At 73.4% G+C, this 25,021-nt stretch carries 18 protein-coding genes and 3 pseudogenes; 11 read left to right on the top strand and 10 right to left on the bottom strand.

What is annotated here, in order from left to right; all coding sequences use genetic code 11:
* Nucleotides 1-13: 13 nt before the first annotated feature.
* Complete coding sequence (locus tag BGK67_RS04690; protein ID WP_069918704.1) at nucleotides 14-754, top strand: response regulator transcription factor; 741 nt, start codon at nucleotides 14-16, stop codon at nucleotides 752-754.
* On the top strand, nucleotides 751-2,160 hold the full coding sequence (locus tag BGK67_RS04685) for a sensor histidine kinase (RefSeq protein ID WP_069918703.1): 1,410 nt from the start codon (nucleotides 751-753) through the stop codon (nucleotides 2,158-2,160). Before BGK67_RS04690 ends, BGK67_RS04685 begins: the two co-directional genes overlap by 4 nt.
* Before the next feature lie 37 nt (nucleotides 2,161-2,197).
* Here the strand turns inward: BGK67_RS04685 and BGK67_RS04680 are convergent, their stop codons facing one another.
* On the bottom strand, nucleotides 2,198-2,587 hold the full coding sequence (locus BGK67_RS04680) for a hypothetical protein (protein WP_069918702.1): 390 nt from the start codon (nucleotides 2,585-2,587) through the stop codon (nucleotides 2,198-2,200).
* Between the two features lie 91 nt (nucleotides 2,588-2,678).
* Between BGK67_RS04680 and BGK67_RS04675 the strand changes: the two genes are divergently transcribed.
* Complete coding sequence (locus BGK67_RS04675; RefSeq protein WP_069918701.1) at nucleotides 2,679-3,413, top strand: SOS response-associated peptidase; 735 nt, start codon at nucleotides 2,679-2,681, stop codon at nucleotides 3,411-3,413.
* Here BGK67_RS04675 and BGK67_RS04670 read toward each other — a convergent pair.
* Nucleotides 3,410-3,765, bottom strand: a pseudogene (locus BGK67_RS04670) (TioE family transcriptional regulator); the annotation flags it as partial. The gene BGK67_RS04675 and the pseudogene BGK67_RS04670 overlap by 4 nt on opposite strands.
* Nucleotides 3,766-4,363: 598 nt before the next feature.
* Here BGK67_RS04670 and BGK67_RS04665 point away from each other — a divergent pair.
* From BGK67_RS04665 to BGK67_RS04650, 4 genes and pseudogenes are all read left to right on the top strand, one after another.
* Nucleotides 4,364-5,722, top strand: a complete 1,359-nt coding sequence (locus tag BGK67_RS04665) for a phytase (RefSeq protein WP_069918700.1) — start codon at nucleotides 4,364-4,366, stop codon at nucleotides 5,720-5,722.
* A gap of 109 nt (nucleotides 5,723-5,831) precedes the next feature.
* The gene (locus BGK67_RS04660) at nucleotides 5,832-6,692 is read left to right on the top strand and encodes an ABC transporter ATP-binding protein (protein WP_069918699.1); all 861 of its coding nucleotides are present in this window, start codon (nucleotides 5,832-5,834) and stop codon (nucleotides 6,690-6,692) included.
* Nucleotides 6,689-7,669, top strand: coding sequence for an iron-siderophore ABC transporter substrate-binding protein (locus BGK67_RS04655; protein ID WP_069918698.1), 981 nt, complete (start codon nucleotides 6,689-6,691; stop codon nucleotides 7,667-7,669). The genes BGK67_RS04660 and BGK67_RS04655 overlap by 4 nt, the downstream gene beginning before the upstream one ends.
* Before the next feature lie 14 nt (nucleotides 7,670-7,683).
* Nucleotides 7,684-9,738 (top strand): annotated as a pseudogene (locus tag BGK67_RS04650) (iron ABC transporter permease); the annotation flags it as partial.
* A gap of 98 nt (nucleotides 9,739-9,836) precedes the next feature.
* Here BGK67_RS04650 and BGK67_RS04645 read toward each other — a convergent pair.
* Nucleotides 9,837-10,160, bottom strand: a complete 324-nt coding sequence (locus tag BGK67_RS04645; protein ID WP_069918697.1) for a putative quinol monooxygenase — start codon at nucleotides 10,158-10,160, stop codon at nucleotides 9,837-9,839.
* A gap of 341 nt (nucleotides 10,161-10,501) precedes the next feature.
* Between BGK67_RS04645 and BGK67_RS04640 the strand changes: the two genes are divergently transcribed.
* Complete coding sequence (locus tag BGK67_RS04640) at nucleotides 10,502-11,716, top strand: S8 family peptidase (RefSeq protein ID WP_069918696.1); 1,215 nt, start codon at nucleotides 10,502-10,504, stop codon at nucleotides 11,714-11,716.
* Nucleotides 11,717-11,786: 70 nt separating this feature from the next.
* Here BGK67_RS04640 and BGK67_RS04635 read toward each other — a convergent pair whose 3' ends face one another.
* From BGK67_RS04635 to BGK67_RS04610, 6 genes are all read right to left on the bottom strand, one after another.
* Nucleotides 11,787-12,758: an ABC transporter substrate-binding protein gene (locus tag BGK67_RS04635; protein ID WP_069918695.1), complete on the bottom strand. Its 972-nt coding sequence runs from the start codon at nucleotides 12,756-12,758 to the stop codon at nucleotides 11,787-11,789.
* A 1-nt stretch (nucleotide 12,759) separates the two neighbouring features.
* Entirely contained in the window at nucleotides 12,760-14,823 is a 2,064-nt protein-coding gene (locus BGK67_RS04630) for an ABC transporter permease subunit (RefSeq protein ID WP_079154015.1), read from the bottom strand.
* Between the two features lie 64 nt (nucleotides 14,824-14,887).
* A complete protein-coding gene (locus BGK67_RS04625) occupies nucleotides 14,888-15,931 on the bottom strand; it encodes a quaternary amine ABC transporter ATP-binding protein (RefSeq protein ID WP_069923627.1) in 1,044 nt (347 codons plus the stop codon).
* 71 nt (nucleotides 15,932-16,002) lie between these two features.
* Nucleotides 16,003-17,586: a GMC family oxidoreductase gene (locus BGK67_RS04620; RefSeq protein WP_069918694.1), complete on the bottom strand. Its 1,584-nt coding sequence runs from the start codon at nucleotides 17,584-17,586 to the stop codon at nucleotides 16,003-16,005.
* A 12-nt stretch (nucleotides 17,587-17,598) separates the two neighbouring features.
* Nucleotides 17,599-19,083 carry an aldehyde dehydrogenase family protein gene (locus tag BGK67_RS04615; RefSeq protein WP_069918693.1) on the bottom strand — a complete coding sequence of 495 codons (1,485 nt, stop codon included), beginning with the start codon at nucleotides 19,081-19,083 and terminating at the stop codon, nucleotides 17,599-17,601.
* Nucleotides 19,084-19,271: 188 nt separating this feature from the next.
* Nucleotides 19,272-20,528 (bottom strand): ClC family H(+)/Cl(-) exchange transporter, encoded by a 1,257-nt coding sequence (locus tag BGK67_RS04610; protein ID WP_069918692.1) that lies wholly within the window; start codon nucleotides 20,526-20,528, stop codon nucleotides 19,272-19,274.
* 469 nt (nucleotides 20,529-20,997) lie between these two features.
* On the opposite strand from BGK67_RS04610, the gene BGK67_RS04605 reads away from it, so the two are divergent.
* Nucleotides 20,998-22,104, top strand: a complete 1,107-nt coding sequence (locus BGK67_RS04605; RefSeq protein ID WP_069918691.1) for a substrate-binding domain-containing protein — start codon at nucleotides 20,998-21,000, stop codon at nucleotides 22,102-22,104.
* A gap of 22 nt (nucleotides 22,105-22,126) precedes the next feature.
* On the opposite strand, the pseudogene BGK67_RS04600 reads toward BGK67_RS04605, so the two are convergent.
* Nucleotides 22,127-22,516, bottom strand: a pseudogene (locus BGK67_RS04600) (TetR family transcriptional regulator C-terminal domain-containing protein); the annotation flags it as partial.
* A gap of 330 nt (nucleotides 22,517-22,846) precedes the next feature.
* Between BGK67_RS04600 and BGK67_RS04595 the strand changes: the two are divergent.
* On the top strand, nucleotides 22,847-23,362 hold the full coding sequence (locus tag BGK67_RS04595) for a hypothetical protein (RefSeq protein ID WP_141754003.1): 516 nt from the start codon (nucleotides 22,847-22,849) through the stop codon (nucleotides 23,360-23,362).
* A gap of 129 nt (nucleotides 23,363-23,491) precedes the next feature.
* The gene (locus tag BGK67_RS04590; protein ID WP_069918689.1) at nucleotides 23,492-24,577 is read left to right on the top strand and encodes a DUF5954 family protein; all 1,086 of its coding nucleotides are present in this window, start codon (nucleotides 23,492-23,494) and stop codon (nucleotides 24,575-24,577) included.
* The last annotated feature ends 444 nt before the right edge of the window (nucleotides 24,578-25,021 follow it).

The following is a 25,021-nucleotide window of genomic DNA, read 5'->3' as shown; positions in this document are numbered from 1 at the left end:
CTAAGGTGTGCCCATGCCCAGCGTCCTGGTCGTGGAAGACGACCCCAGCATCCGCCAGTCACTGATCGAAGTCCTGGCCGAGCACGGGTACGCCGTACGCAGCGCGGCCGACGGGTTCGGCGCCCTGCGCGAGGTCACCCAGGTGCCCGTCGACGCGGTGGTCCTCGACCTGGGACTGCCCGATCTGGACGGAGGAGACGCACTGCGCATGATCCGGGGCATCTCCTCCGTCCCCGTACTCGTGGCCACCGCCCGCGACGACGAGGCGGAAATCATCAAGCTCCTCAACGCGGGCGCCGACGACTACCTGGTCAAGCCCTTCTCCGGGGGACAGCTCATCGCCCGCCTCTCCGCCGTCCTCCGGCGCTCCAGCCACCTCCCCCCGGCCCACGCCGCCCACCCCGCGCAGGCCGGTCAGGGCCCGCGTCCCGCGCCCGCCGCCGAACCCCTGCGCGCCACCACCGTGGGCGAGCTGGCCGTCGACCCCGGCGCGCGCACCGCGTACCTGGCCGGCCGGGAGCTCCACCTGACCCGCCGGGAGTTCGACCTGCTGGCCTTCCTCGCCCACCACACCGGGCAGGTCGTCTCCAAACGGCGGCTGCTGACCGAGGTGTGGCGCGAGCCGTACGTGGACGACCAGACCGTCGACGTGCACCTGTCCTCCCTGCGCCGCAAGCTCGGCGAACGCGCGGTCGCCCCGCGCTACCTGCTGACCGTCCGCGGTGTCGGCATCAAACTGGTGGCGCCGCGTTGAGACGCTCACTGGCCGGAGTGGCGCTCGCCGTGACCTCCATGGTCGCCCTCTCCTTCCTCATACCGCTGGCCGCCCTGGTGATGTCGCTCGTCAAGGAGCAGAGCGTCACCGCGGCCGAGCAGCGGGCCGCCGCCCTGGCTCCCGTACTGACGCTCACCACGGATCCCTCCGCCCTGCGGGAATCCGCCGCGAGCCTGGACGCCACCGAGCACCTGGTGGTCCACCTGCCCGGCGCCCCCGCCATCGGCAGCTCCCGAGCCCCCGCGGCCCTGCTCGAACGGGCCCAGCGCGGCCGCGAGTCCATCTCCCGGCAGATCCCCGCCGGCTGGATCTGCCTGCAGCCGGTGGTGCTGCCCGGCGATCGGGTCGCCGTCATCGAGAACTTCGTCCCCGAGGCCGAACTGACCCGCGGGGTCAAGGCCTCATGGGCGGTCATGCTCCTCCTCGCCGTGGGCCTGGTCGGCGGCTCCGTGCTGGTCGCCGACCGCCTCGGGGCGAAGGTGGTCCGGTCCTCCAAACGGCTCGCGCAGGCGTCCCACGCGCTGGGCGAGGGCAACCTGGACGCCCGGGTGGAACCCATGGGCCCCAGGGAACTGCGCGACGCGGGCGTCGCGTTCAACGCGATGGCCCACCGGATGACCGAACTGCTCGCCGTGGAACGCGAACTGGTCGCCGACCTGTCCCACCGGCTGCGCACCCCGCTGACCGCCCTGCACCTGGCATCGGAACGGATGGCGGGCTCACCGGAGTCGGCCAGGGTCGAGGCGGCGGTGGGCGCGCTGGAGACGGAGCTCCAGGCCATCATCGCGGCGGCGCGCACCCCGCTCGCCGTGGGCCCCATGGGCCACGGCCTGCGCGGAACGGACGCCGACCCGGGCCCTGCCCACCACACCCCCGGCGCGCCGGCGGCCGGTCCCCGCTGCGAGGCGGCCGAAGTCGTCCGCCGCCGGACCGCCTTCTGGGCCGTCCTGGCGGAGCAGCAGGACAGGCCCTGCTTCCTCGAACTCACCCAGGAGCCCGCGCCCGTCAGCCTCCCGGACGACGACATCGCCGCCGTGGTGGACGCGCTCATCGGCAACGTCTTCCGCCACACCCCCTCCGGCACCCCGTTCGGCGTCCGCGTGGTCCGTACGGCCCAGGCCGTGGAACTGGTCGTGGAGGACGCGGGTCCGGGCATCCCGGACCCGGACCGCGCCCAGTCCCGCGGGAGCAGCACCGGCTCGTCGGGGCTCGGCCTCGACATCGCCCGCAGGGCCGCGGCCGTCACGGGCGGCTCGATGCGCATCGCCCGAGGACCCCTGGGCGGCGCGCACATCACCGTGGTCTTCGCCCTGGCCCCGCCCGTGCCCTCAGGGCGCAGGGCGAGGATCTCGCGGCGGCGTACGGGGTGGCCGCGCGGCCGGTGACCGGCCCGGAGCCCACCGGCCCGGGCCGGGACGGCCCTCAGACGGAGGTGAAGAGGTCCTCGTGCGCGTCGTCGAGGATGAACCCGTTGTCGAAGCGGACCCGGACGGTGACGCGGGGACCCTGCTCCTGGTAGGCGGTCCACTCCGGTTCCAGGGAGGCCACCTTCTCCTCGAGCTGTTTGCGGCTCCCGGCGGGCATGTCGTGGCCGAAGGAGTCGAGCAGTGATCTGAGCCGCTCGTACTCGCGGACCTCCTGGCTCTGGTGGCGGTGCTCGACCACCCGTTCGACGGTGCCCTCCGTGCCCGCCGCCAGCGACAGGAACCCGGCGACGGCGCCCTCCGTCGCGGAGTCCTCCGTGACCGCAACCGCACCGGTCAGCCGGGTGTCCGCCGCCAGCTGCACCCGCAGGCCTACCTTCAGCGCCATGGTTCTTCGTCTCCCGGGTCGATGCGGTGGGGCCGTGCCATTATCCGTGCCGGTGGGTGAGGCCGGAGCCGAGGAGTGGGAGAGTGGGACCATGTGCGGTCGTTACGCTTCCTCCCGAGCCCCCGAAGACCTCGCGGGCCTCTTCGACGCCGAGCGGGAACCCGGCGCCGAGGCGCTGGGGCCGTCGTGGAACGTGGCCCCGACCGACGACGTGTGGGCGGTCCTGGAGCGGGCCGACCGCGACACCGGAGAGGTGGCGCGTCGGCTGCGTCCGGTGCGGTGGGGCCTGGTGCCGTCCTGGGCGAAGGACCCGTCGGTCGGCTCGCGCATGATCAACGCCCGGGTCGAGACCGTCCACGAGAAGCCGGCCTACCGGCGCGCGTTCACCCGCCGGCGGTGCCTGCTGCCCGCCGACGGCTTCTACGAATGGGTCGCCGTCCCCGCCACCGGCTCCGCGAAGGCCTACAAGCAGCCGTACTTCATCCGCCCCGAGGACGCGGGGGTGATGGCGATGGCCGGGCTGTACGAGTTCTGGCGCGACCCATCCGTCAAGGACGACGACGACCCCGCGGCCTGGCTGCTCTCGGCCACCATCATCACGACCGAGGCCACCGACCAGGCGGGGCGGGTCCACCCCCGCATGCCGCTGGCCCTCGACCCCGGCGACTACGAGACCTGGCTCGACCCCGCCCACCAGGACACCGCCGACCTCCGCGCCCTCCTGCACACCCCGGCCGACGGCCGCCTCGCGGTGACGCCGGTCTCGACGGAGGTCAACAGCGTCCGCAACAACGGCCCCCACCTCCTGGGCCCCGCCGCTTCCTAACCGCGTTCGCGCAGGTACCCGTCCAGTTCGGCGGCGCCGGCCGGCATCGCCCGCCCGCGGGCGGCCGGCCTGCCGTGCCAGTCGCCCAACGCCACCTCCAGCGGCTCCAGTCCGCCCGCCGCCCGCACCTGGGCGATCAACGGGGCGATCCGCTCCAGCAGATAGCCGCGGCGCCTGAGCTGGTGGACCAGCCGGGCGTCCCGGACATCGGCCCCCCGTAGACCCGGTATCCCGTCGCCGGGTCGCGGCGCGGGCTCACCAGCCCGGCACGCTCCCACTCGCGCAGCGTCGCGGGCCTGATCCCCAGCGCCGCGGCCAGCGGCCCGACGAACATACCGCCGGGCCCGGGGCCGGTCGCCGCCGCCTCGGGCCCGGTGCCCTGGGCAGGAGCCAGGGTTGACCGGCCCGGTCCGCCCCCCGCTCCACCGACCCGCCCCCGATCTTCCGGTACCCCCCGCGGTAGCCGGTCGGGTCCCACGAGGTGGCGCCCTCGCTGAGGACCGAGGCGAAGAGCGCGTCGAACTCCTCGCGGGAGACGGTGACCCCGGGCGGGGGACCCGTCGGCGGGGGAGCGGGGTCGTTGGCGGGGTAGGGGGTCATGTGTGCCCAGCGCTCCAAGGTCCCGGGCGGCGGCTGCCGGCCACCGGGCGCGTCACGGCTCCCGGCGCAGCATCCTGCCGGGGTGCCGTCGCTCCGCCCGGCGGTCCGGCGCGCCGCGCCCCCGGCTGTCCGTGGCCCCGCCGCCCGTCCTCCGGGGCACCGCACCCCTGCCCCGTCCTCCCGTCCCGCTGCCCGTCCTCCCCTGCCTTCCCGCTTCTGCCAGGCTTCCCACGGGGGTTCATCGCGCGCTCATTCGGGCGCCACATCGCCTCCATGTCGGCTACCCGCGAGTAGACCAGGGTGGCGGCGGCCCACCAGCACCTCGACCCGCTCCGAGACCAGGAGGCACCATGCGCGTGACCCCGAGCAGGAGAGCCCCGTTCATCGCCGCGGCGACGATCGCGGCCCTCGGAATGATCGCCCTACCGGCCCACGCACAGGCGCCGGCACCGGCGCCGGCAGCGGTGGACCGCGGCACGGTCCCGCCGCTGCCCGAGGTGTCCCCCTCCGTGGAGACGCCGTCCCTCTTCGACGACGAGGCCGGCGGCAACGCCAACGCCGACGACCCGGCGATCTGGCGGAACGCGTCCGACCCCGACCGCAGCCTGGTCATCGCCACCGCCAAGGAGGGCGGCCTGCGGGTGTACGACCTGGACGGCCGCCAGGTCCAGAGCCTGCCGGCGCCGCCCCCTCCCCGGGACGGGGACAAGCCGGGCCGCTTCAACAACGTGGACCTGGTCACCGGGCTGCGCTTCCCCGACGGCCGCCACGACGTGGCCGTCGTCTCCGACCGGGGCCGCGACCAGCTGCGCTTCTACCGCATCGAGCCCGGACGTCCCGCCGGACCCCTGGTCGACGTCACCGACGAGGCGGCCGCCCCGCTGGTCTTCTCCTCCGGTCCGGACGAGGTCGGTGACCAGCGCACCGCGTACGGGCTGGCCACCTACGCCGACCGCGGCCGCTCGTTCGCGGTCACCAGCCGGCGCCACGACACCAAGCTGGCGCTCGCCGAGCTCACCCCGGACGCGCGCGGAAAGGTCGGCTACCACCTCGTCCGCACCCTCACCCTGCCGTCCTCCTTCGCCCTGCCCGACGGGACCCGGTGGACCCCCTGTGCCGAGCCCGGCGAACTTCCCCAGGTGGAAGGCATGGTCGTCGACCCCGACAGCGGCGACCTGTACGCGGGCCAGGAGGACGTGGGCATCTGGAAGCTCGACGCCGACCTGCGCTCCCCGGCCCGCCTGATCGAGAAGGTCCGCTCCTACGGCGTGCCCGGCACCTGGAACCCGCGGACCGAGGAGTGCGACGCGGGCGCCGACCCGGGCTTCGGCGGCCGGCACCTCAGTGCCGACGTGGAGGGCCTGACGATCTGGCGCGATCCCGAGGACCCCCGCCGCGACGGCTATCTCATCGCCTCCGGCCAGGGCGACAACACCTTCGCCGTCTTCGACCGCGGCCACCGCAACGCCTTCGTCCGCGGCTTCCGGATCACCGCCGGCTCCGCGCCCGGCGCACCCGACGGCTCGGAGGTCTGCGACGGAGCCGCCGTCACCAGCGCGCCGCTGGGACGGAGGTTCCCGAACGGCCTGTTGGTCGTCCAGGACGGCGCCAACACCCCCGAAGCCCCCGGCCCCGACGGGCAGGTTCGTACGGACACGGACTTCAAGTTCGTCGACTGGGGCAGGCTGCAGCGCGCCGCGCGCCTGTGACCGGCCCGTGAGAGCGGTGCGGCCGGTCCGCGGACCGGCCGCACCGGCCGACGCCTCCCTGTGGAACGAGCAGTTTGTCGAATGGTAAGGGTAGGCTAACCTTCCGACCGTGCACGTAGTTGAAAAGGCCACCGGCGCCACGCGTCCCCAGGGTCACGAACTCTCCGCCGCCGGCGTCACCGTGGCGTACGACGGCGTCGACGTCGTACACGACGCCTCGTTGACCCTGCTGCCCGGTGAAGTGACCGCCCTGGTCGGGCCGAACGGCAGCGGCAAGTCGACGCTCCTGCGCACAATCGCGCGGCTGCAGCGGCCCAGGACCGCCACGCTCGTCATCGACGGCGACACCGACGGCCTCGCCCTGAGCCCCCGTGAGTTCTCCCGCCGGGTCGCCCTGCTCACGCAGGGGCGCCCCACACCGAGCGGACTGACCGTGCGGGACCTCGTCGCGTTCGGCCGCTACCCCTACCGGGGACGCTGGGGCCGCGACGACCCGGGCGGCCGGGCCGCCGTGGACCGGGCGCTCGCCCTGACCGGCGTCACGGAACTGGCGGACCGGGGCGCCGAGCACCTCTCGGGCGGCCAGCTCCAGCGCGTCTGGCTGGCCGGCTGCCTCGCGCAGGAGACGGGGGTGCTGCTGCTCGACGAGCCGACGACCTACCTCGACCTGCGCTACCAGGTCGAACTCCTCGACCTCATGAGGGATCTGGCGGACGACCACGGCATCGCCGTCGGGGTCGTCCTGCACGACCTCGACCAGGCCGCCGCCGTCGCCGACCGGATCGTCCTGCTCCACGCGGGACGGGTCATCGCCGACGGCGACCCCGCGGACGTACTGACGCCCCAGCGGCTGACCGACACGTACGGCATCCGCGTCCACGTCGAAACGGACCCCCTCACCGGCATCCTGCGCACCCGCGCCGTCGGCCGGCACCACGCACGAAGCGAAAGGCTCAGCCCCACCTCATGAGACGACTCCTCCTCGCCGCGGCGGCCGCCACCGCCGCGGCCCTTACGCTGACCGCCTGCGGGACCACCGAGCCCGCCAAGGACGACACGGAGAAGACCGCCGGGCGCATCACCCTCACCGATGACACCGGCGCGAAGGTGGAACTCGACGGGCCCGCCAAGAACGTCGTCGGGACCGAGTGGAACGTCGTCGAGAGCCTCATATCGCTCGGTGTCGACCCGGTCGGCGTCTCGGACGTCAAGGGCTACAAGACGTGGAACAGCGCCGTCCCGCTCAAGAACGAGCCCAAGGACGTCGGCACCCGCGGCGAGCCGAGCATGGACAGCATCGCCTCGCTGAAGCCGGACCTCATCCTCGCCACCACCGACCTGCCGCCCGCCGCCATCGAGCAGATGCGCAAGGTCGCCCCGGTCCTGACGGTGCGCGCCGCCGTCGCCGCGGACCCGATCGGGCAGATGACGAAGAACCTCGACACCATCGCCCAGGCCACCGGCACCACGCAGCAGTCCGAGCAGCTCAAGGGCCGGTTCCAGGCCAAGACCGAGGAGGGCCGCAAGGCCCTCGCCGACGCCGGCCGCGCCGGGGTCCCGATCGCCTTCGCCGACGGCTACGTCGTCTCCAACCAGGTCTCGGTCCGGCCCTTCACCAGCGGCTCCCTCCTCGGCGCGGTCAACGAGGAGCTCGGCCTGAAGAACGCCTGGACCGTCCAGGGCGACGAGGCCTACGGCCTCGGCACCACCGACGTCGAAGGCCTCACCAAGCTGGGCGAGGACGTCGAGTTCGCCTACATCGCCAACGAAGGCGACAAGGCCAGCACGCCGTTCAGCGGCGCCCTGGCCCAGGACAAGGTGTGGACCACGCTGCCGTTCGTGACGAAGGGCAACGTGCACCGACTGCCCGACGGCATCTGGATGTTCGGCGGTCCCGAGTCGATGAACAAGTACATCGACGCGCTCGTCGCCGCGCTGAAGAAGTAGCACATGGCCGTCACGCGACCCGCCCCGCCACCCGGCCGCCGGCGGCCGCGTCCCGGACGGGCGCGGCCGCGGTGACGGCCGCGATGGTCCTGCTCGTCACGGTCCTCGCTATCGTCGACATCACCCAGGGAACGGCCGACGTCGGCGGCCCGGAGGTCTGGAAGGCGCTCACGGGCTCGTCCGATCCGGCCGACGCGTCCGTCCTGATCGCCTCCCGGCTGCCGCGGATCACCGCGGGCCTGCTCGTGGGCGCCCTCCTCGGCATGGCGGGCGCCGCGCTGCAGGCGGTCAGCCGCAACGTCCTCGCCGCCCCCGACACCCTGGCCGTCAACGCGGGCTCCTACTTCGCCCTCGGTGTCATCACCGTCAGCGGCGTCCCGCTCCCGCCGCCGGCCTCCTCCGGTGCCGCGTTCATCGGCGGCCTCGCGGCGGCGGCCGTCGTCCTCGGGCTGTCCGGCCTGGGCTCCGGCACCGTCCGGCTCGTCCTCGCGGGCACCGCCCTCACCCTCGGCCTCACCGCCCTCACCGACAGCCTGCTCCTGCTGTTCCCGCGGGAGACGGAGGGCGTCTACCACTGGAACCAGGGCAGCATCGCCCAGCACGGCTTCGACGGCGTACTGCAGGTGGCCCCGATCGGCGCCGCCGGCCTCGTCGGGCTGCTGCTCCTCGCCCGCCGGGTCGACGCCCTGGCCCTCGGCGACGACGCCGCGCGCGGCCTCGGCGTCCCGGTCCGCGCCACCCGGGTCACCGCCGTCGTCCTCGCGGCCCTGCTCTCCACGGCGGCCGTCACCCTCGCCGGACCCGTCGGGTTCGTCGGTCTGTGCGCGCCCGCCCTCGTCCGCCCGCTCGCCCGGCGGTTCCGCGCCTTCGCCCGGTCGCGGGCGGGCCTTCCGGTCGCCGGACTCACCGGCGCGGCCCTGGTGCTCGGCTCCGACGTCCTGCTGCGCGCCCTCGTGCCGGCGGACGTGGCGGTCGCCGTTCCGACCGGCGTCGTCACCAGCCTCGTCGGCGCGCTCTTCCTGGTCGTCATGGCCGTCCGGGTCCGGGACACGGCCGGAGCCGCCGCGACCGACCGGCTGCGCATCCGGAGCAGGGCCGTCTTCCTCACCACGACGGCCGTCCTGGTGGCGGTCCTGGTCGGGGTGGTCATCACCGCCGTGCTGGTGGGCGACAGCAAGCTGCTGCTGGGCGACGTGGTGAACTGGGCGCAGGGCCGCGCCGGCCGGACCGTCACCTTCGTCCTCGACACCCGGGTGCCCCGGGTCACCGCCGCCCTGCTCGCCGGAGCGGCGCTCGCCCTCGCCGGCACGCTCGTCCAGTCCGTGACCCGCAACCCCCTCGCCGAACCAGGTGTCCTGGGCGTCTCCGCAGGCGCGGCGCTCGGCGCCGTCCTCCTCGTGACGACGGTGCCCCTGGCCGGGACGTGGAGCGTGGCCGGCGCGGCCTTCGCGGGCGCCGCGGCCGCCGCCGTGTTCGTGTTCGGGCTGGCCGCGCGGGGCGGGTTCCAGCAGAACCGGCTGGTCCTCGTCGGGTTCGGCGCCCATACCGCGGCAGCCGCCCTGGTCAGCCTGCTCATCATCCTCACCGACCCGTTCAACGCGACGAAGGCGCTGACCTGGCTGTCGGGTTCCACCTACGGCAGGTCGCTGTCCGATGCGGTGCCCCTGGCGGTCGTGCTCGTCGTGGGCGTGGCCGTCGCGGTCGTGCGGCGCACCGAGCTCGACCTCGTGTCGCTCGACGAGGACACCCCGAGGCTGCTCGGACTGAGCCTGCGGCGCGGGCGCCTCGGCTTCCTGGCCCTCGCCGTCCTGCTCAGCGCGACCGCAGTGGCGGCCGCCGGCACGATCGGCTTCGTGGGGCTCGTGGCACCGCACGCGGCGCGCGCCCTGGTGGGCCGCCAGCACGTGCGGGTGGTTCCCGTCGCGGTGCTCCTCGGCGCGGTCCTCGTCTGCGTCGCGGACCTGGTGGGCCGGACCGCCATCGCGCCGACCCAGCTCGGCGCCGGCCTGATGACCGCGGTCATCGGCACGCCGTACTTCCTGTACCTGCTCATCCGCAGTCGCCGGTAGGCGGCGGGAAGCCGGCCCGCGCCGTTCGGGGCGCGGGCCGCGGCGCACCCCACGAGCAGGGCCGGGCCGGGCGCCCGGCCCAGCGGCATGTGGGTGGCTCAGTCGATCCGCAGCTCGCCCATCCGGCTCCAGCCGGTCGCGCCCTCGATGGTGGTGCTGACGATGTCGGGAGTACGGGTGATCAGCGGGCGCATGGTCTCCAGGGCGGTGCGGAAGTGCTCGGAGGTCACGTGCGCCTCCGCCGCGTCGTCCTGGAACGCCTCGGTCAGGACGTAGACGTCCGGCTCCTCCAGGCTGCGCGACCACTCGAACCACAGGTTGCCGGGCTCCGCGCGGGTGGCGCGGGTGAACTCCGCGACCTTCTCGGGCCACTGGTCGACGTATTCGGGCTTGACGGGGAATTTCACCACAATAAAGATCATTCGAGCATTGTAGGCACGGGGGGTGCTTCCGTCGGCGCGGTGGGGCGGGACACCGGGGCGCCCGCGACGGGGCGGCAGCAGTGTTTCAGGAATGTGTTCGCGAATGCACCGGCAAGTGACGTGAATGTGTGGGTGATTCGAAGAGTGTGGTCATTCCGAGGGGCCCGCGCGGAGGTCTCTTTAAGAAAGCTTGTTGAAGAACGCTGACGGGCGGGGCGGCCTTGAATCAACTCCGGTAATCGGTCAGGGTTTCGAGCTGTCCCCCGGAGATCTTTCGGCTCCCGAGGGGGCTTGCAACACGCCTTGACGCCCCACACGTCAACACGAGGAGCACTCTCTTCATGTCAAATCACAAGCACGCACGCACCCGTTCACGCGGCTTCCAGGTCCTTGCAGTGGCCACGGGAGTCGCCACTGCAACCGGTGTCTGCATGCTGCTGCCCTCGCTCGCCGGTGCCAGCACACCGGCCGAGGGAACGGTGTACGGGCTCGGCGCACCCGGTGCGCTCAGCGGCAGCTACATCGTCATCCTCGACGAGGACGCCGACCGGCAGGCGCTCGTCAAGAAGTACGGCGGCGAGCTGAAGCGCAACTACACTTCCGCCGTCAACGGCTTCTCCGCATCCGGGCTTTCGGAGACCAGCGCCAAGCGCCTCGCCGCCGATCCGGCCGTGGGCAAGGTCGTCCAGAACAAGAAGTTCACCATCAGCACCACCCAGGCCAACCCCCCGTCCTGGGGCCTCGACCGCATCGACCAGACGGCGACCGCGGGGGACAAGAAGTACACCTACCCCGACGCGGGCGGCGAGGGAGTCACCGCGTACGTCATCGACACCGGTGTACGCATCAGCCACAAGGACTTCGGCGGCCGGGCCGCCCACGGCTTCGACGCCGTGGACAACGACCAGAGCGCCGACGACGGCAACGGGCACGGCACGCACGTCGCCGGGACCATCGCGGGCACCTCCCACGGGGTGGCCAAGAAGGCCAAGGTCGTCGCCGTCCGGGTGCTCGACGACAACGGCTCGGGCACCACCGAGCAGGTCGTCGCCGGCATCGACTGGGTGACGCAGCATCACAGCGGGCCGTCGGTGGCCAACATGAGCCTCGGCGGCGGCGCCGACGAGGCACTCGACGAGGCCGTGCGCCGGTCCATAGCCGCCGGTGTCACCTTCGGCGTCGCGGCGGGCAACGAGTCCTCCGACGCCGGCCAGGGCTCGCCCTCGCGGGTCCCCGAGGCCATCACCGTGGCCTCCAGCGCGGCCGACGACTCGCAGTCCTCGTTCTCCAACTTCGGCAGCGTCGTCGACCTCTACGCACCGGGCTCTGACATCACCTCCGCCTGGAACGACAGCGACACCGGAACGAAGACCATCTCCGGCACCTCCATGGCGACCCCGCACGTGATCGGAGCCGCGGCCCTCTACCTCGCCGGGCACAAGGACGCGTCTCCCGCGCAGGTCGCCCAGGCCCTGACCACGGGTGCGACCCCGGGGAAGATCACCAACCCGAGCAGCGGGACCCCGAACAAGCTGCTGAAGGTGGCCGCGCAGTAGGCGCAGCCGCCCGGAACACGCCGGGGCCGCCACACCCGAGGGGGGTGTGGCGGCCTCGGCGTCCTGCGATTCAGCGCACCCAGGGCTCCCACACCTGCCGGTTGCGCTCGACCCACTTCTTCGCCGCCTGCTCCGGCGGCAGCTTCTCCTCGGCGATCATCAGCGCCACCTCGTTCTGCTCCTCGACGCTCCAGCGGAACCGCTTCAGGAACTCGGCGGCCTCCCCGCCCGTCTCGGCGAACTGCGTGTTCAGGTACTTCTGCAGCGGGGTGTGGGGATAGGCGCAGGCCACCCGCTCCGGCTCCGCGTCGCAGCCCTCCTGGTACTCGGGCAGCTTCACCTCCGTCATGGGGACCCGTTCGAACAGCCACTGCGGTTTGTACCAGTACGTGAGGAACGGCTTGCGCTCCTTCGCGAACTGCCTGATCTGGGTGATCTGAGCCGCCTCGGAGCCGGCGAACACGACCTCGAAGTCCAGGTCCAGGTTCTTCACCAGCGCCTTGTCGTTCGTGACGTACGAGGGTGAGCCGTCCAGCAGCTGGCCCTTGCCCCCGCTCTCGGCGGTGCGCAGCACGTCGGCGTACTTGTCGAGGTTCTTCCAGTCGGTGACGTCCGGATGGGCCTCGGCGAAGTACGTCGGCACGAACCAGCCGATGTGGCCGGTCACGCCGAGCTCGCCGCCCGCGGTGATGGTCTTCTTGTCCTGGACGTACCGCTTCTCCTGCTCGGGATGGCCCCAGTCCTCCAGGATCGCGTCGACCCGGCCCTGGCTGAGCGCGTCCCACGCGGGCACCTCGTCCACCTGGACGGTGTCGACCCGGTAGCCCAGCTCGTGTTCGAGCAGGTAGGCGGCCACGGCGGTGTTCGCCTGGGCGCCGACCCAGGACTGCACGGAGAGGGTGACGGTCTTCGCCCCCTCAGCGGCCGCGTACGGGGAGGTCTGGCGGGTCATGTCGGCCGCGCCGCACCCGGTGAGCAGGGCCAGAGCGGTCACAGCGGCGAACGCGCCGAGGCGGCGACGGCCGCGACGGTTGACGTTCATGTCAGGACTCCTTCGCGGGCTGGGTGATCCGGTCGAGCATCAGGCCGAGGCAGACGATCGCGGCGCCGGCCACCAGACCGGTGGCCAGGTCGCCCTGGGCCAGACCGAGTACCACCTGGTATCCGAGCGCACCGCCGCCGACCAGGCCGCCGATGATGACGACGGCCAGCACCAGCACCACCGCCTGGTTCACGGCCAGCAGCAACGCGGGCCGGGCCAGCGGCAGCTGGACCTGGCGCAGCTGCTGGGACCCGGTGGCGCCGAGGGAACGGGCCGACTCCAGGGCCGCCGGGCTCACCTCGCGCAGGCCGTCGGCGGTGATCCGTACGACGGCGGGCAGCGCGTAGACGACGGCGGCGGCCGCGGCCGGCGCACGGCCGACACCGAACAGCGCGACCACCGGGATGAGGTAGACGAACTGCGGCATGGTCTGGCACACGTCGAGCACCGGCCGCAGCAGACGCTGCGCGCGGCCGCTGCGGGCGGCGCCGACGCCGATCGCGAAACCGAGGACGAGCGTGACGGCGACGGCGGCCAGCACCTGCGAAAGGGTGTCGAGGGACGGTTCCCATACGCCGAGCACACCGATGGCCGCCAGGGCGAGCACGGCGGTCAGCGCGGTGCGCCAGGTGCCCGCCAGCAGGCCGAGCGCGCCGACCACGAGCAGGAGCAGCCACCAGGGGGTGGCCTGCAGTCCGGAGCGCAGGGGGTCGAGGACCCAGCCGGTGAAGCGGGCCGCCCAGTCGGCGGTGCCGCCGATCACGGGCACCCCGGAGTAGAGGTGGTCCGTCATCCAGCCGACCGCCCGGTTGACCGGCTCCGCGATCGGCACGGTCCAGGATTCGGGCCACAGGGACGTGCCCGCCATCCGGCCGGCGACGGCGGCGGCGACGGCCGTCAGCACGGTGAGCAGCCGCCCGTACCAGCCCTCGAACACCCGCCGCAGCAGCGGCTGCCGGTGCGGGGGAAGGGGGGCGGCACCCAGCCGGGCGCCCGCCGCGTCGGCGGTGCGGTCCAGGACCACCGCGAGCAGCACGATGGGGATGCCCGCGGCGAGCGCCGCACCCACGTCGACCGAGGCGAGGGCCTGGTAGACCCGGTCGCCGAGGCCGCCCGCACCGATCACGGAGGCGATGACGGCCATCGACAGCGCCATCATGATGGCCTGGTTGACGCCGAGCAGGATCTGCCGGCGGGCCAGCGGCAGCCGCGCGGTCAGCAGCCGCTGCCGCCGGGTCGCGCCCAGCGAGGCCGAGGCCTCCAGCACCCCGGCGTCGGCCTCGCGCAGGCCCAGCGCCGTGAGCCGGGCCATCGGCGGCGCCGCGTACACCACGGTGGCGAGCACGGCGGCCGGTACGCCGATCCCGAAGACCAGCACCATCGGCAGCAGGTACGCGAAGGCGGGCAGCACCTGCATGGTGTCGAGTACGGGGCGCAGCGCGCGGCCGGCCCGCGGCGACAGCCCGGCGGCCAGGCCGAGCAGCCCGCCCACGGCGACGGACGCGGCGACGGCCACGACCATCAGGGCGAGGGTCTGCATCGTCGGCACCCACATGCCGAGCAGCCCGCACACGGCGAAGGCGGCCACGCAGGTGAAGGCGAGCCGCAGGCCCGCGAGGCGCAGGGCGACGAGCCCGGCCAGCGCGGTGACGCCGACCCAGCCCGCGGCGAGCAGGACGACGTACACCGCGCGGACGCAGACCACCACGGCATTGCTGACGTGCCCGAAGAAGTACAGGAAGACCGGGTGGCCGTCGCGGTTGTCGATGATCCAGTCCCCGGCCCGGCCGAGCGGCCCGGAGAGGTCGACGGACAGCGCCGCGGGCCAGCTCCCGGCGCCCGGGAAGGCGATCGCGAGCGCGACCAGCACCACCGCGGCGACGGCGAGGGGCAGGCCCCGGCGGCCGGCGCGGTGGTCGAGCAGCAGGGCCTTCAGCCGGGGGCGCGGCGAAGGACCGGCGGCGGAGCGGGTGTGAGCGGTCCGGGCGGCGCCGGACTGCCGCTGCGGCTGTCCGGCGCGGGCCTGGCGCTCGGGGTGGTGTGCGGTTCTCGTGGTCGTGCTCATCCGCGCCACCTCCCCGCGCAGGGCACGGCCCGGCGGGCGCGCGGACGGGTGGGGGTACGGCGCGTCATGCCGCCACCCCCCGCCCGGCCGGGGCCGGCAGACCGGCCACCACCGCGAGCAGCCCCGCGTCGTCGACGACGCCCAGGCAGCGGCCGCCGTCGACGACCCGCGCCGGACCGCCGCTGCGGGCGACGGCCTCGATGGCCTCCACCACGGTGGTCGCGGGGGTCAGCGCCGGGCCCCGGCCGGCCTCGCCGTCCGTCGCCGGGCGCATCGCGCTGCGCACGGTGAGCACCTGCTCGCGCGGCACGTCGCGGACGAAGTCCCGTACGTAGTCGTCGGCGGGGGAGCCCACGATCTCCTCCGGAGTGCCGAGCTGCACGATGCGGCCGTCGCGCATCAGCGCGATCCGGTCGCCGAGGCGCAGCGCCTCTGACAGGTCGTGCGTGATGAAGACCATCGTGCGGCCCTCCTCGTGGTGGAGCCGGGCCACCTCGCCCTGCATCTCGCGGCGGATCAGCGGGTCGAGCGCGCTGAACGGCTCGTCGAACAACAGCACTTCCGGGTCGGCCGCCAGGGCTCGCGCGAGGCCGACGCGCTGCTGCTGGCCGCCGGACAGCTGCCCGGGCCGGCGGTCCTCGAGGCCGTCGAGGCCGACCTTGGCGACCATCTCGGCCGCCTTGGCACGCCGGTCGGCGCGGCCCATGCCCTGGATCTCCAGACCGTAGGCGACGTTGTCCAGGACGGTGCGGTGCGGCAGCAGGCCGAAGTGCTGGAAGACCATGGAGGCGCGGTGGCGGCGCAGTTCGCGCAGCCGGGCCGGATCCATCGCGAGGACGTCCTCGCCGTCGATGGACAGCGATCCGGCCGTGGGCTCGATCAGCCGGGTCAGGCAGCGCACCAGGGTGGACTTGCCCGAACCGGACAGGCCCATGACGACGAAGGCCTCGCCCTTGCGGACGTCGAAGCCGACGTCGCGGACGGCGGCCGTACAGCCCGTCCGCTCGCGCAGTTCGGCGGCGGACAGCTCGGCGTGCTCGGAGCCCGGCACCAGGGCGGCCTTGCGCCGCGGACCGAAGACCTTCCACAGGCCCCGTACGGAGAACACGGGCGCGGCGCCGGCGTCGGACCCGGCCGGCCGGCCGGCGGCCGACGCGGCGGAGCCGGTGCGAGCCGCGGTCACCGGAGGTCCCCGCCCAGCAGTTCGGCGGCCTTCTCGCCGACCATGAGTACTCCGATCATCGGGTTGACCGCGGGCATCGTCGGGAAGACGGACGCGTCCGCGATCCGGATGCCGTCCAGGCCGCGTACCTTCAAGTCCGGTCCCACGACGGCCGTTTCGTCATCGGCGGCGCCCATCTTGCAGGTGCCCGCCGGGTGGTAGACGGTGTGCGCCACCGAGCGGGCGTACGCGCTCAGCGCCTCGTCGTCGGTGATCTCCGGGCCCGGGCACACCTCGCGCTTCAGCCAGCCGGCCAGCGGCTCGGCCGCCGCGATCTCGCGGGCCAGCTTGATGCCGTCCACCAGGGTGCGGGCGTCGTAGTCGTCCTCGTCCGTGAAGTAGCGGAAGTCGAGGGCGGGCTTCACCTCGGGGTCCGCGCTGGTGAGGTAGAGGCGGCCGCGGCTGCGCGGCTTGGGGATGTTCGGGGTCAACGAGACGCCGTGCGCGGGGCGTTCGTAACCGATCCGCTCGGGGTTGTCGGTGAACGGGATCTGGTAGAAGTGGAACATCAGGTCGGGCCCCGGGGAGTCGGGGTCGCGCCGGACGAACAGGCCCGCGTCGCTGTCCATCGCCGAGTTCTCGGGGATCGGGCCGTCGGTCTCCCAGACGATCACGGACTCCGGGTGGTCGAGGAGGTTCTCGCCGACGCCCGGCAGATCGAGGACCGGCGGTATGCCGAGGGCCTCCAGGTCCGCGCGGGGGCCGATGCCGGAGTGCAGCAGCAGGCGCGGGGTGTCCACGGCGCCCGCGCACACCACGACCTCGCGCCGGGCGGTGATCAGCGACCGCGTGCCGTCCGCGGCCCGGACGTGGACGCCGCGCGCCCGGGTGCCGTCCAGTTCGAGGCGGTAGGCCCAGGTCTCCAGCAGGATCCGCAGGTTGGGCCGCTCGTCCATCACCGGGTGGAGGTACGCCACCGAGGCCGACGACCGCTTGTTGGTCTCCGGGTGGTAGGCGAGGTCGAAGAAGCCGGCGCCCTCGTGGAACGGCTTCTGGTTGAAGCCCTCCACCAGCGGCACGCCCAGCGCCTGCTGCGCCGCGTCGACGAAGTCGCGGGCGATGGCGTTACGGTCGGCCTCGCCGACCGGCACGATGTTGTTGAGGAGCCGGTCGTAGTACGGGTCCATGGCGGCCCCGTGCCATCCCTCGGCGCCCGCCTGCGACCACTCGTCCCAGTCGGACGGCAGCGGCTTGAAGGCGATCAGGGTGTTGTGCGAGGAGCAGCCGCCCAGGACGCGGGCCCGGCTGTGCCGGATGTGCGAATTGCCGCGCGGCTGCTCGGTGGTGGGGTAGTCGTAGTCGAGATCGCCGCCGAGCAGGCCCATCCACCGGCGCAGGGTGAGCACGTCGGGGCGGTCGACGTCGCTGGGTCCGCCCTCGATGACGGCGACGGTGACGCCGGGGTCCTCGGTCAGGCGGGAGGCGATCACGGAGCCGGCCGTGCCGCCGCCGACGACGACGTAGTCGTACTCGTGCTCCTGCTCGTGTCCGCTCTCGCGTCCGGACTCGTGCCGGTGCGTGATGGTCGTGTTCTCGGTCATGTCTCTCCCTCCTCAGCCCGCGAACCAGCGCACGGGGCGCGGGGCGAGGTTCTGGTACACGTGCTTGGTCTCGCGGTACTCGGCCAGGCCCGACGGGCCGAGTTCGCGTCCGACGCCGGACTTCCCGAAGCCGCCCCACTCGGCCTGCGGCAGGTACGGGTGGAAGTCGTTGATCCAGACGGTGCCGTGGCGCAGCCGGCCCGCGACGCGGCGGGCGCGGCCCTGGTCCGCCGTCCAGACCCCGCCGGCGAGCCCGTACTCGGTGTCGTTGGCGAGCGCGACCGCCTCGTCCTCGGTACGGAAGGTCTCGACCGTCAGGACCGGCCCGAAGACCTCCTCGCGCACGACGCGCATGCCGCGGTGGCAGCGGTCGAGGACGGTCGGGCGGTAGAAGTAGCCGGGCCCTTCGGGCCGTTCGCCCCCGGCGCGCAGTACGGCGCCCTCGGCGAGCGCGGAGGCGACGTAGGACTCGGTGCGCTCCCGCTGGGCGGCGGAGACCATCGGGCCGCATTCGACGCCCGGGTCGGTGCCGCGGCCGAGGCGGATCTTCTCGGCGCGGCGGGCGAGTTCGGCCACGAAGCGCTCGCTCAGCGACTCCTCGATGATCAGGCGCGAGCCGGCCGAGCACACCTGGCCGCTGTGCATGAAGGCGGCGTTGAGGGCCTGGTCGACGGCGGTGTCGAAGCCCTCCTCGGTGGCGCAGGCGTCGGCGAAGACGACGTTGGGGTTCTTCCCGCCGAGTTCGAGGGCGACCTTCTTGACCGTGTCGGCGGCCGCGCGCATGACCTTCGTACCGCTCGCGAGTCCACCGGTGAAGGACACCAGGTCGACATCGGGATGGGAGGCGAGGCGGGCGCCGACCGGATCGCCGGCGCCGGTGACGAGGTTGGCGACTCCGGCGGGCAGGCCCGCCTCCGCCAGCAGTTCGATGAGGGCGACCGTGGTGAGCGGGGTGATCTCACTGGGCTTGACCACGAAGGTGTTCCCCGCCGCCAGAGCCGGAGCGATCTTCCAACTGGCCTGGAGCAGAGGGTAGTTCCACGGAGTGATCAGAGCGCACACCCCGACCGGTTCGTGGACGACGACACTGTGGACGTCGGGCGAGCCGGCGTCCACGACCCGGCCCGCGCCCTCACCGATGACCAGGTCGGCGAAGTAGCGGAAGGCGTCCACGACGCAGTCCACGTCCACCCGGCCCTCTTCGAGGGTCTTGCCCGCGTCCCGGCTCTCCAGGAGCCCGATGCGCTCGCGGTCCCGCTGGAGCAGGTCGGCGGTGCGGCGCAGGACCGCCGCGCGCTCGGCGACCGGAGTGCCCGGCCACGGCCCGCTGTCGAAGGCGGCCCGTGCGGCGCGCACGGCCGCGTCGACATCGGCGGTACCGCCCTCCGCGACCACGGCGAGGACGGAGGCATCCGCCGGATCCAGGACCTCCCGGGACGCTCCAGAGGCTGCGGACCGCCAAGTCCCGGCTGTGTAGATGGTGTTCTGCTCCGACACGACGCTCCGTACCTCCGGGTACCTCCTGGACGTCACCCCCGGCGGGGCCGGCGGCGACCTGGCAGTTTCCGCGCATGCCCCATGCCCCGGAAGTCATGTCCCATCCGTAACTAGAAGTGACTGGAGTCACTTGTGCACCACCGACACCGAGGTGTGGACCCGTCACTGGCGGGCGGCCGACCCGGGTCTCAGGGCGTGCCCGTGCCCGACATGCGCAGGCGCAGGCTGTCGTAGACCGGCGTGCTCCCCATCCGGTCCGCGGTCAGCGTCGCGGCGAAACAGGCGAGGAGCAGCGGAACGAGCAGCGTGGTGGAACCCGTGATCTCGACGGTGAGTACGATGCCGGTGACGGGAGCCCGGACGGCCGCGGAGAACATCGCCGCCATGCCGGCGATCACGAAGGGCACGGCGGAGGAACCCCCGTCCGGCAGGAGCGGCAGCGCGAGCCCGTGCACGAGCGCCCCCCACACGGCTCCCAGCGCCAGCAGGGGGGCGAACAGGCCGCCCGGAGCTCCGGCGGCGTAACTGAGCGGCCCGGCGACGAACCGGACCACGCAGTACCCCGCGAGCACCGCGACCGCCGGGATGCCGCCGCCCAGCACCCGCTCGTTCAGCTGCTCCCCGCCTCCGCCCAGCAGCGGATCGGCGCAGAGCAGCAGGCCCACGACGGCCCCGATCAGGGCGGCCCGGGCGACCGGCCCGACCCGTCGCACCCGGTCGCAGGAGGAGAGCATCCCGACCACGAGACGGTTGTAGCCCGCCCCGAGGACGCCCGTGGCGGCCCCGAACAGCAGAAAAGCGGGCAGGAGGGCCATCGGGGGGCCGGCGACGGCGGGGACCGGGAGGACGGCCCGGCTGCCGACGATGAGCCCGGAGCACGCGACGGCCGCGGCGGTGCCGATCACCGCGAGGAGCACCAGACGCGGCCTGACCGTCTTGGTCACTTCCTCGAAGACGAACAGGATGCCCCCGAGCGGCGCGGTGAAGGCGACGGCGAGCCCCGCTCCGGCGAGCGAGGTGTGCAGCAGGGTGACGTCCTGCGCGCTCATCCGCGTACGGCGCCCCGCCTCCGCCCCGATCACCGCCCCCATGTGCACCGTCGGGCCCTCCCGCCCGAGCAGCAGGCCGGAGCCCATGGCGATCACCCCGCCCGCGAACCTGGCCGGCACCAGCCACAGCGTCGGCGGGGTCCGCTCCCCGCGCCACACGGCCTCGACCTCCTGGATGCCGCTCCCGGCGGCCGAGGGCATCCGCCGGGCGATCGCGCACGCGATCGCGGCACCCGCGGCCGTGACCAGCACCGGAAGCAGCAGGGCGGGTCCGCCCAGCCGCTCCGAGGCGACCAGCAGCGATGTGTACAGCTCCTCGGCCCGTACGAGGCACCACCGGAAGCTTCCGCCGACCAGCCCGACGAGGCAGCCCGCGACGGCCGCGACGAGGTACACGGACGGGCGGCGACGGTGAGCGCGGGACGCCCGGGTTGCGCGGGATGCGCGGGGAGCACGGGGCATGCGCAGACCTCCGCCGGACCGTGGGGTGCGTCCGTCAGAGCCTGGCCCGCCGCCGACACGCCGCCGGGGACATCGCGGCGGCCGCGCCGAAACGGTCCCCGAGTGGGCCAACGCCGGTGGACGCCGCCGGGCCGCGCCGGTGGTTCCGCGACGGGTGGCTCAGGTGGGCCGTGGCCCGCACCGCCCCGCGGTCGACGGCACCCTCATTCACTTCACAAGTTGAATCGGGGACGGAGAGCGACTGAGGTGGAAATATCCGTACAAACCCGGAACCTGGAGATAACAAGAAGGTTGGCAACGTTGCCATCTCGTTAATAGTTCACTTCTTGACTGCGGTGTTTGCGCCGAGTTGACTCGTCTACCTCGGCCGCACGGGTACGGCCTCGTCAGGGAGGTTCATCTCGTGAACACGCATCTGGGCCGCGCAGTCGTCGCCGTCGCCGCCACGGCGGTCACCGTCTCGCTCACCGCTTGCGGCGGCTCGGAGGAGGGTGACGGGAGATCGGGCGGCGCTGCCAAGGGTGACGCGGTCAAGGTCGGTCTCCTTCTCCCGGAGAACCAGACCGCGCGCTACGAGAAGTTCGACAAGCCGCTCATCGAGAAGGAAGTCGGACGCCTCACGCGCGGCAAGGGCCGGGTCGTCTACGCCAACGCCGAGCAGGACGCGGCCAAGCAGAATTCCCAGGTCGACGCGATGATCGCGGAAAAGGTGGACGTCCTCGTCATCGACGCCGTGGATGCCAAGGCGATAGCCGGTTCGGTCAGGAAGGCCAAGGATGCCGGCATCCCGGTCGTCGCCTACGACCGCCTGGCGGAAGGCCCGATCGACGCCTACACCTCCTTCGACAACGAGGACGTCGGCAAGGTCCAGGGCCAGGCGCTGCTGGCGGCGCTGGGCGACAAGGCCAAGGACGGCCAGATCGTCATGATGAACGGCTCGGTCACCGACCCGAACGCCAAGCTCTTCAAGTCGGGCGCGCATGCCGTCCTCGACGGCAAGGTGAACATCGGCAAGGAGTACGACACCGTCGACTGGAAGCCGGAGAACGCCAACGCCAGCATGGCGTCCGCGATCTCGGCGCTCGGCAAGGGCAAGATCGCCGGCGTCTACTCCGCCAACGACGGCATGGCCGGTGGCGTCATCGCCGCCCTCAAGGCCGCCGGCGTCTCGCCGCTGCCCCCGGTCACCGGCCAGGACGCCGAACTCGCCGGTGTGCAGCGCATCGTCGCGGGCGAGCAGTTCATGACCGTCTACAAGCGGTACGCCCCCGAGGCCGCGGCCGCCGCGGAGATGGCCGTCGCCCTCGCCAAGGGCGAGAAGATCGACGGGATCATCAACCAGTTCGTGGACAGCCCGACCAGCAAGCGCGTGCCCTCGGTCCTCGTCCCGGGCGTCTCGCTGACCAAGGCCAACGTCAAGGCCACCGTGGTCGACGACGGCGTCTACACGGTCGCCGAGATCTGCACGGACAAGCTCAAGGCCGCTTGCGAGGAACTCGGCCTGAAGTAGCCGGGCCGCGGAGCCCGGCGGTTCAACCGGTGGGCGGGGGAGCGACGGCCCGTCGCTCCCACAGATGGGTCAGGTGGGTGTGGAGCACCTCCCGTGCCGCCTCCGGGGTGAGGTGCCCGAACAGGACGTGGGCCGTCAGCCCGTCCGCGAGGGCCAGCAGGGTACGGGCCTCCAGGCGCGGGTCGAGAGCGGCCGGCCCCCCGGCGTCCGCGGCGGCCTCGGAGATGAGGCGGGAGAACGCCTCCTGCAGGGCCGCGTAGTTCTCCCTCAGGGTCTTGGCGAGCACCTCGCTGACCGCGGCCTGCGCGATGAACGCGAGCCAGACCCGGGCCTCGGCCCGGTGCTCGTCGCGCAGCAGCGAGACCTCGGTGGCCGCGTGCCCCAGGGCGGTGGCGGCCGACTGCGCCGCCCGATCGGCCCGCGCGGACGGCGGAGCGCCTGAGCGGCGATCGGCTCCGGTTGCGGGAAGCTGCCCCGGGGACCCGCTCCGCTCTCGGCGCCGTCTACCGGGCGGACGAGCAGAGCAACCTGCTGCCGAGCATCGCGCCCCCGACTCCCTCGTCGCCCGCTACGACACCACCCCGCACGCCGACGGGATCCTCGTCGCCACCCCCGGCGGACCCAGCCGGGCCGCCCGCGTCGAGATCCCCGCCGCGACGGCGGCGCAGGCCTGACGCCGCCGGGCCCCGCCTGTCGCCTGGTCGGACACGTGTGGCTCAATGGTCCCGGAATGAGGGGCACTGTGAACGACAACGTAGAGCGAGCACCCATCGAGGACACGCGCTTCGGCGGGATCACCGTCCGGCAGGACGGCCAGGACCGGCTCCAGGTCGAGGGCGAGGCGATCCCCCGGGTCGTCCTGGAGCGCGACCCGGCGGCGGAGGCGGACCCCCACATCGCCATCGGCACGCGCGACCCGGCCGCCCTGCGCCTGCGGATCGACGGCCGGGAAGCCCGACTGCGGCCGGGCAAGGGCAGGCTGAGCAGGCGCTCGTACCGGGTGGACGTACGGCACGACGGAGCGGACTACCGCCTGGTCCCGGACTCGGTCCCCAGCAGCCGGCTGACCCGGGACGGCGTCCACCTGGGCGACTTCTCCTGCGACGGGGACGAGACGGTCATCGCCGAATGGCAGGAGGGCGTGGAGACCCGCCCGGCGGACGCCGCGATCGGCTACGCCCTGGCCTCGGCGTTCGGTACGGGCGGGCAGCCCATGTGGATGATGATCGTCGATGGAGTGACCGACGCGCTGCCCTAGCCAGTGCTGTGGCCGGGCGCGCGGCGTCCCGGCACGTACCCTCCCGGACCGTATCCCCGCAGACGCGTCCGGGCGCGCGGAATCGGCGAATCCGGGACGGTGCCCGGCCGTGGTCGCCAGGATGAGGGCATGGACCATGGGGTAGTGGGGCCGGGCGGGTCGCGGCCGATGGTGGTACGGGTGCCGGTCGAGCCGGTGGAGGCCGCGATGGAGGCCGACGCCGTCGACGCCGTGAAGCGGGCGGGCGATGTCGTCGTGCGCGGCCCGCTGTTCGGGGTGGCCGAGCAGGGCCCCGGCGACGGGCCGCGCTGGCGGATGGCGGTCGCGGTGACGGCCGGCTGCCCGCAACAGGCCCGTGACGCGCTGAACACGCGGCTGTGGTTCCGCGCGAAGGACGACGCGCGGGACAGGGCGGAGCGGCGTGCGCTGCTGGCGGCGGTCGCCCGCCTGGAGACCGAGCGGGTCGACGACCTGGAGGCGGCCGGGACCCGGTACCGCGTCGTGCGCGCCGAGGAGTACGCCGCCTCCGGGCCGGGCGGCATCGAACAGCCCCGCCCCACCGATCCGGAGCCGCCCGTACCCGACTGGGACCGTGCCGCGAAGGGGCCGGAGATCGACGACGGACTGGTCCTGGACCCGGACGCGCCGGTCACCCCCAGCCAGGCCGTCGAGCGGCTGGCGCTGCGCGACCTGTGCTACGCGGGCGAACGTTTCCCCGAGGACGTGCGCGCCGACGCGCGGCGGGCGCTCGACACGCACCCGGACGTCCTGCTGCTGCCCGCGGCGTTCACGGTGGCGGAGCAGAGCGCCGGCGGTTGGAGGCCGGTCAGCGGCCCCCACGAGTCGGCGCACGCCGCCCGGCGGTCGCTGGACTTCGCGCTGACGTGGATGTGGCCGCGGATGCGCGGTCACATCCCCGACGACGCGGACCCGCAGGCCGACGCCCGGACCTGGGCCCGGGACGGCGCGGCCCCGGCCGACCGGCGCGCCGCGCGGCTGGCCGCGTACGCCGAGGCCGCCGACACGCTCCGGGCCGGCCGCGTCAACCGGCTGGAGTTCGAGGGCGCCGTGTACCAGATCGTCCGCACCCGCCGCCTGCTGCGCTGGGGCCCCGACGGGCCCGAGGGACCCCGCCCGTCCGACGTGAACTCCCAGGACCCCGCCCGCATCCACCTGGCACTCGACGAGGACGGCAACGTCATCCCGGAGGACTGACCGGCCGAAGCTCTGGAGTTGCTCAATTTGCGATTGGCGCCATGCCCCCGTGGGGCATCTCCCTCCCGCAGGAACGAGCGCAGCGGAAGAGAACGGAACGGGGGGCGGGACAGATGGAGTACCTGGTGATGCTGGGGATCATCGTCGTCGTGATAATCATCGCCGCGGTGCGCGCGGCCGGCCGGCAGTCGCCGAGGAGCCGCGGCGGATCGCGCAGGAGCGGTGACGGCGGCGGCGGTCACGGCTGCGGGGGCGGTTCGTCGTGCGGGGGTTCGTCGTGCGGCGGCGGGGGAGGCGACTGACCGCACGACCGGTGCCTTCGGCCGGTGCGCCCGGGCCCGCCCCGGGCGCGTCGGCCGTACGTCGCGCGCGTGTCGTCATCGCGGCGTCACGGAACCGCCACAGCGTGGTGCCCCGCGGAACCCGAGAGGGCCGCGATGCCGT

Source organism: Streptomyces subrutilus (assembly GCF_001746425.1).
GTDB lineage: Bacteria > Actinomycetota > Actinomycetes > Streptomycetales > Streptomycetaceae > Streptomyces > Streptomyces subrutilus_A.
Note: the sequence above shows the minus strand (reverse complement) of the source record. Positions and strands in the feature narration are given on the sequence as shown.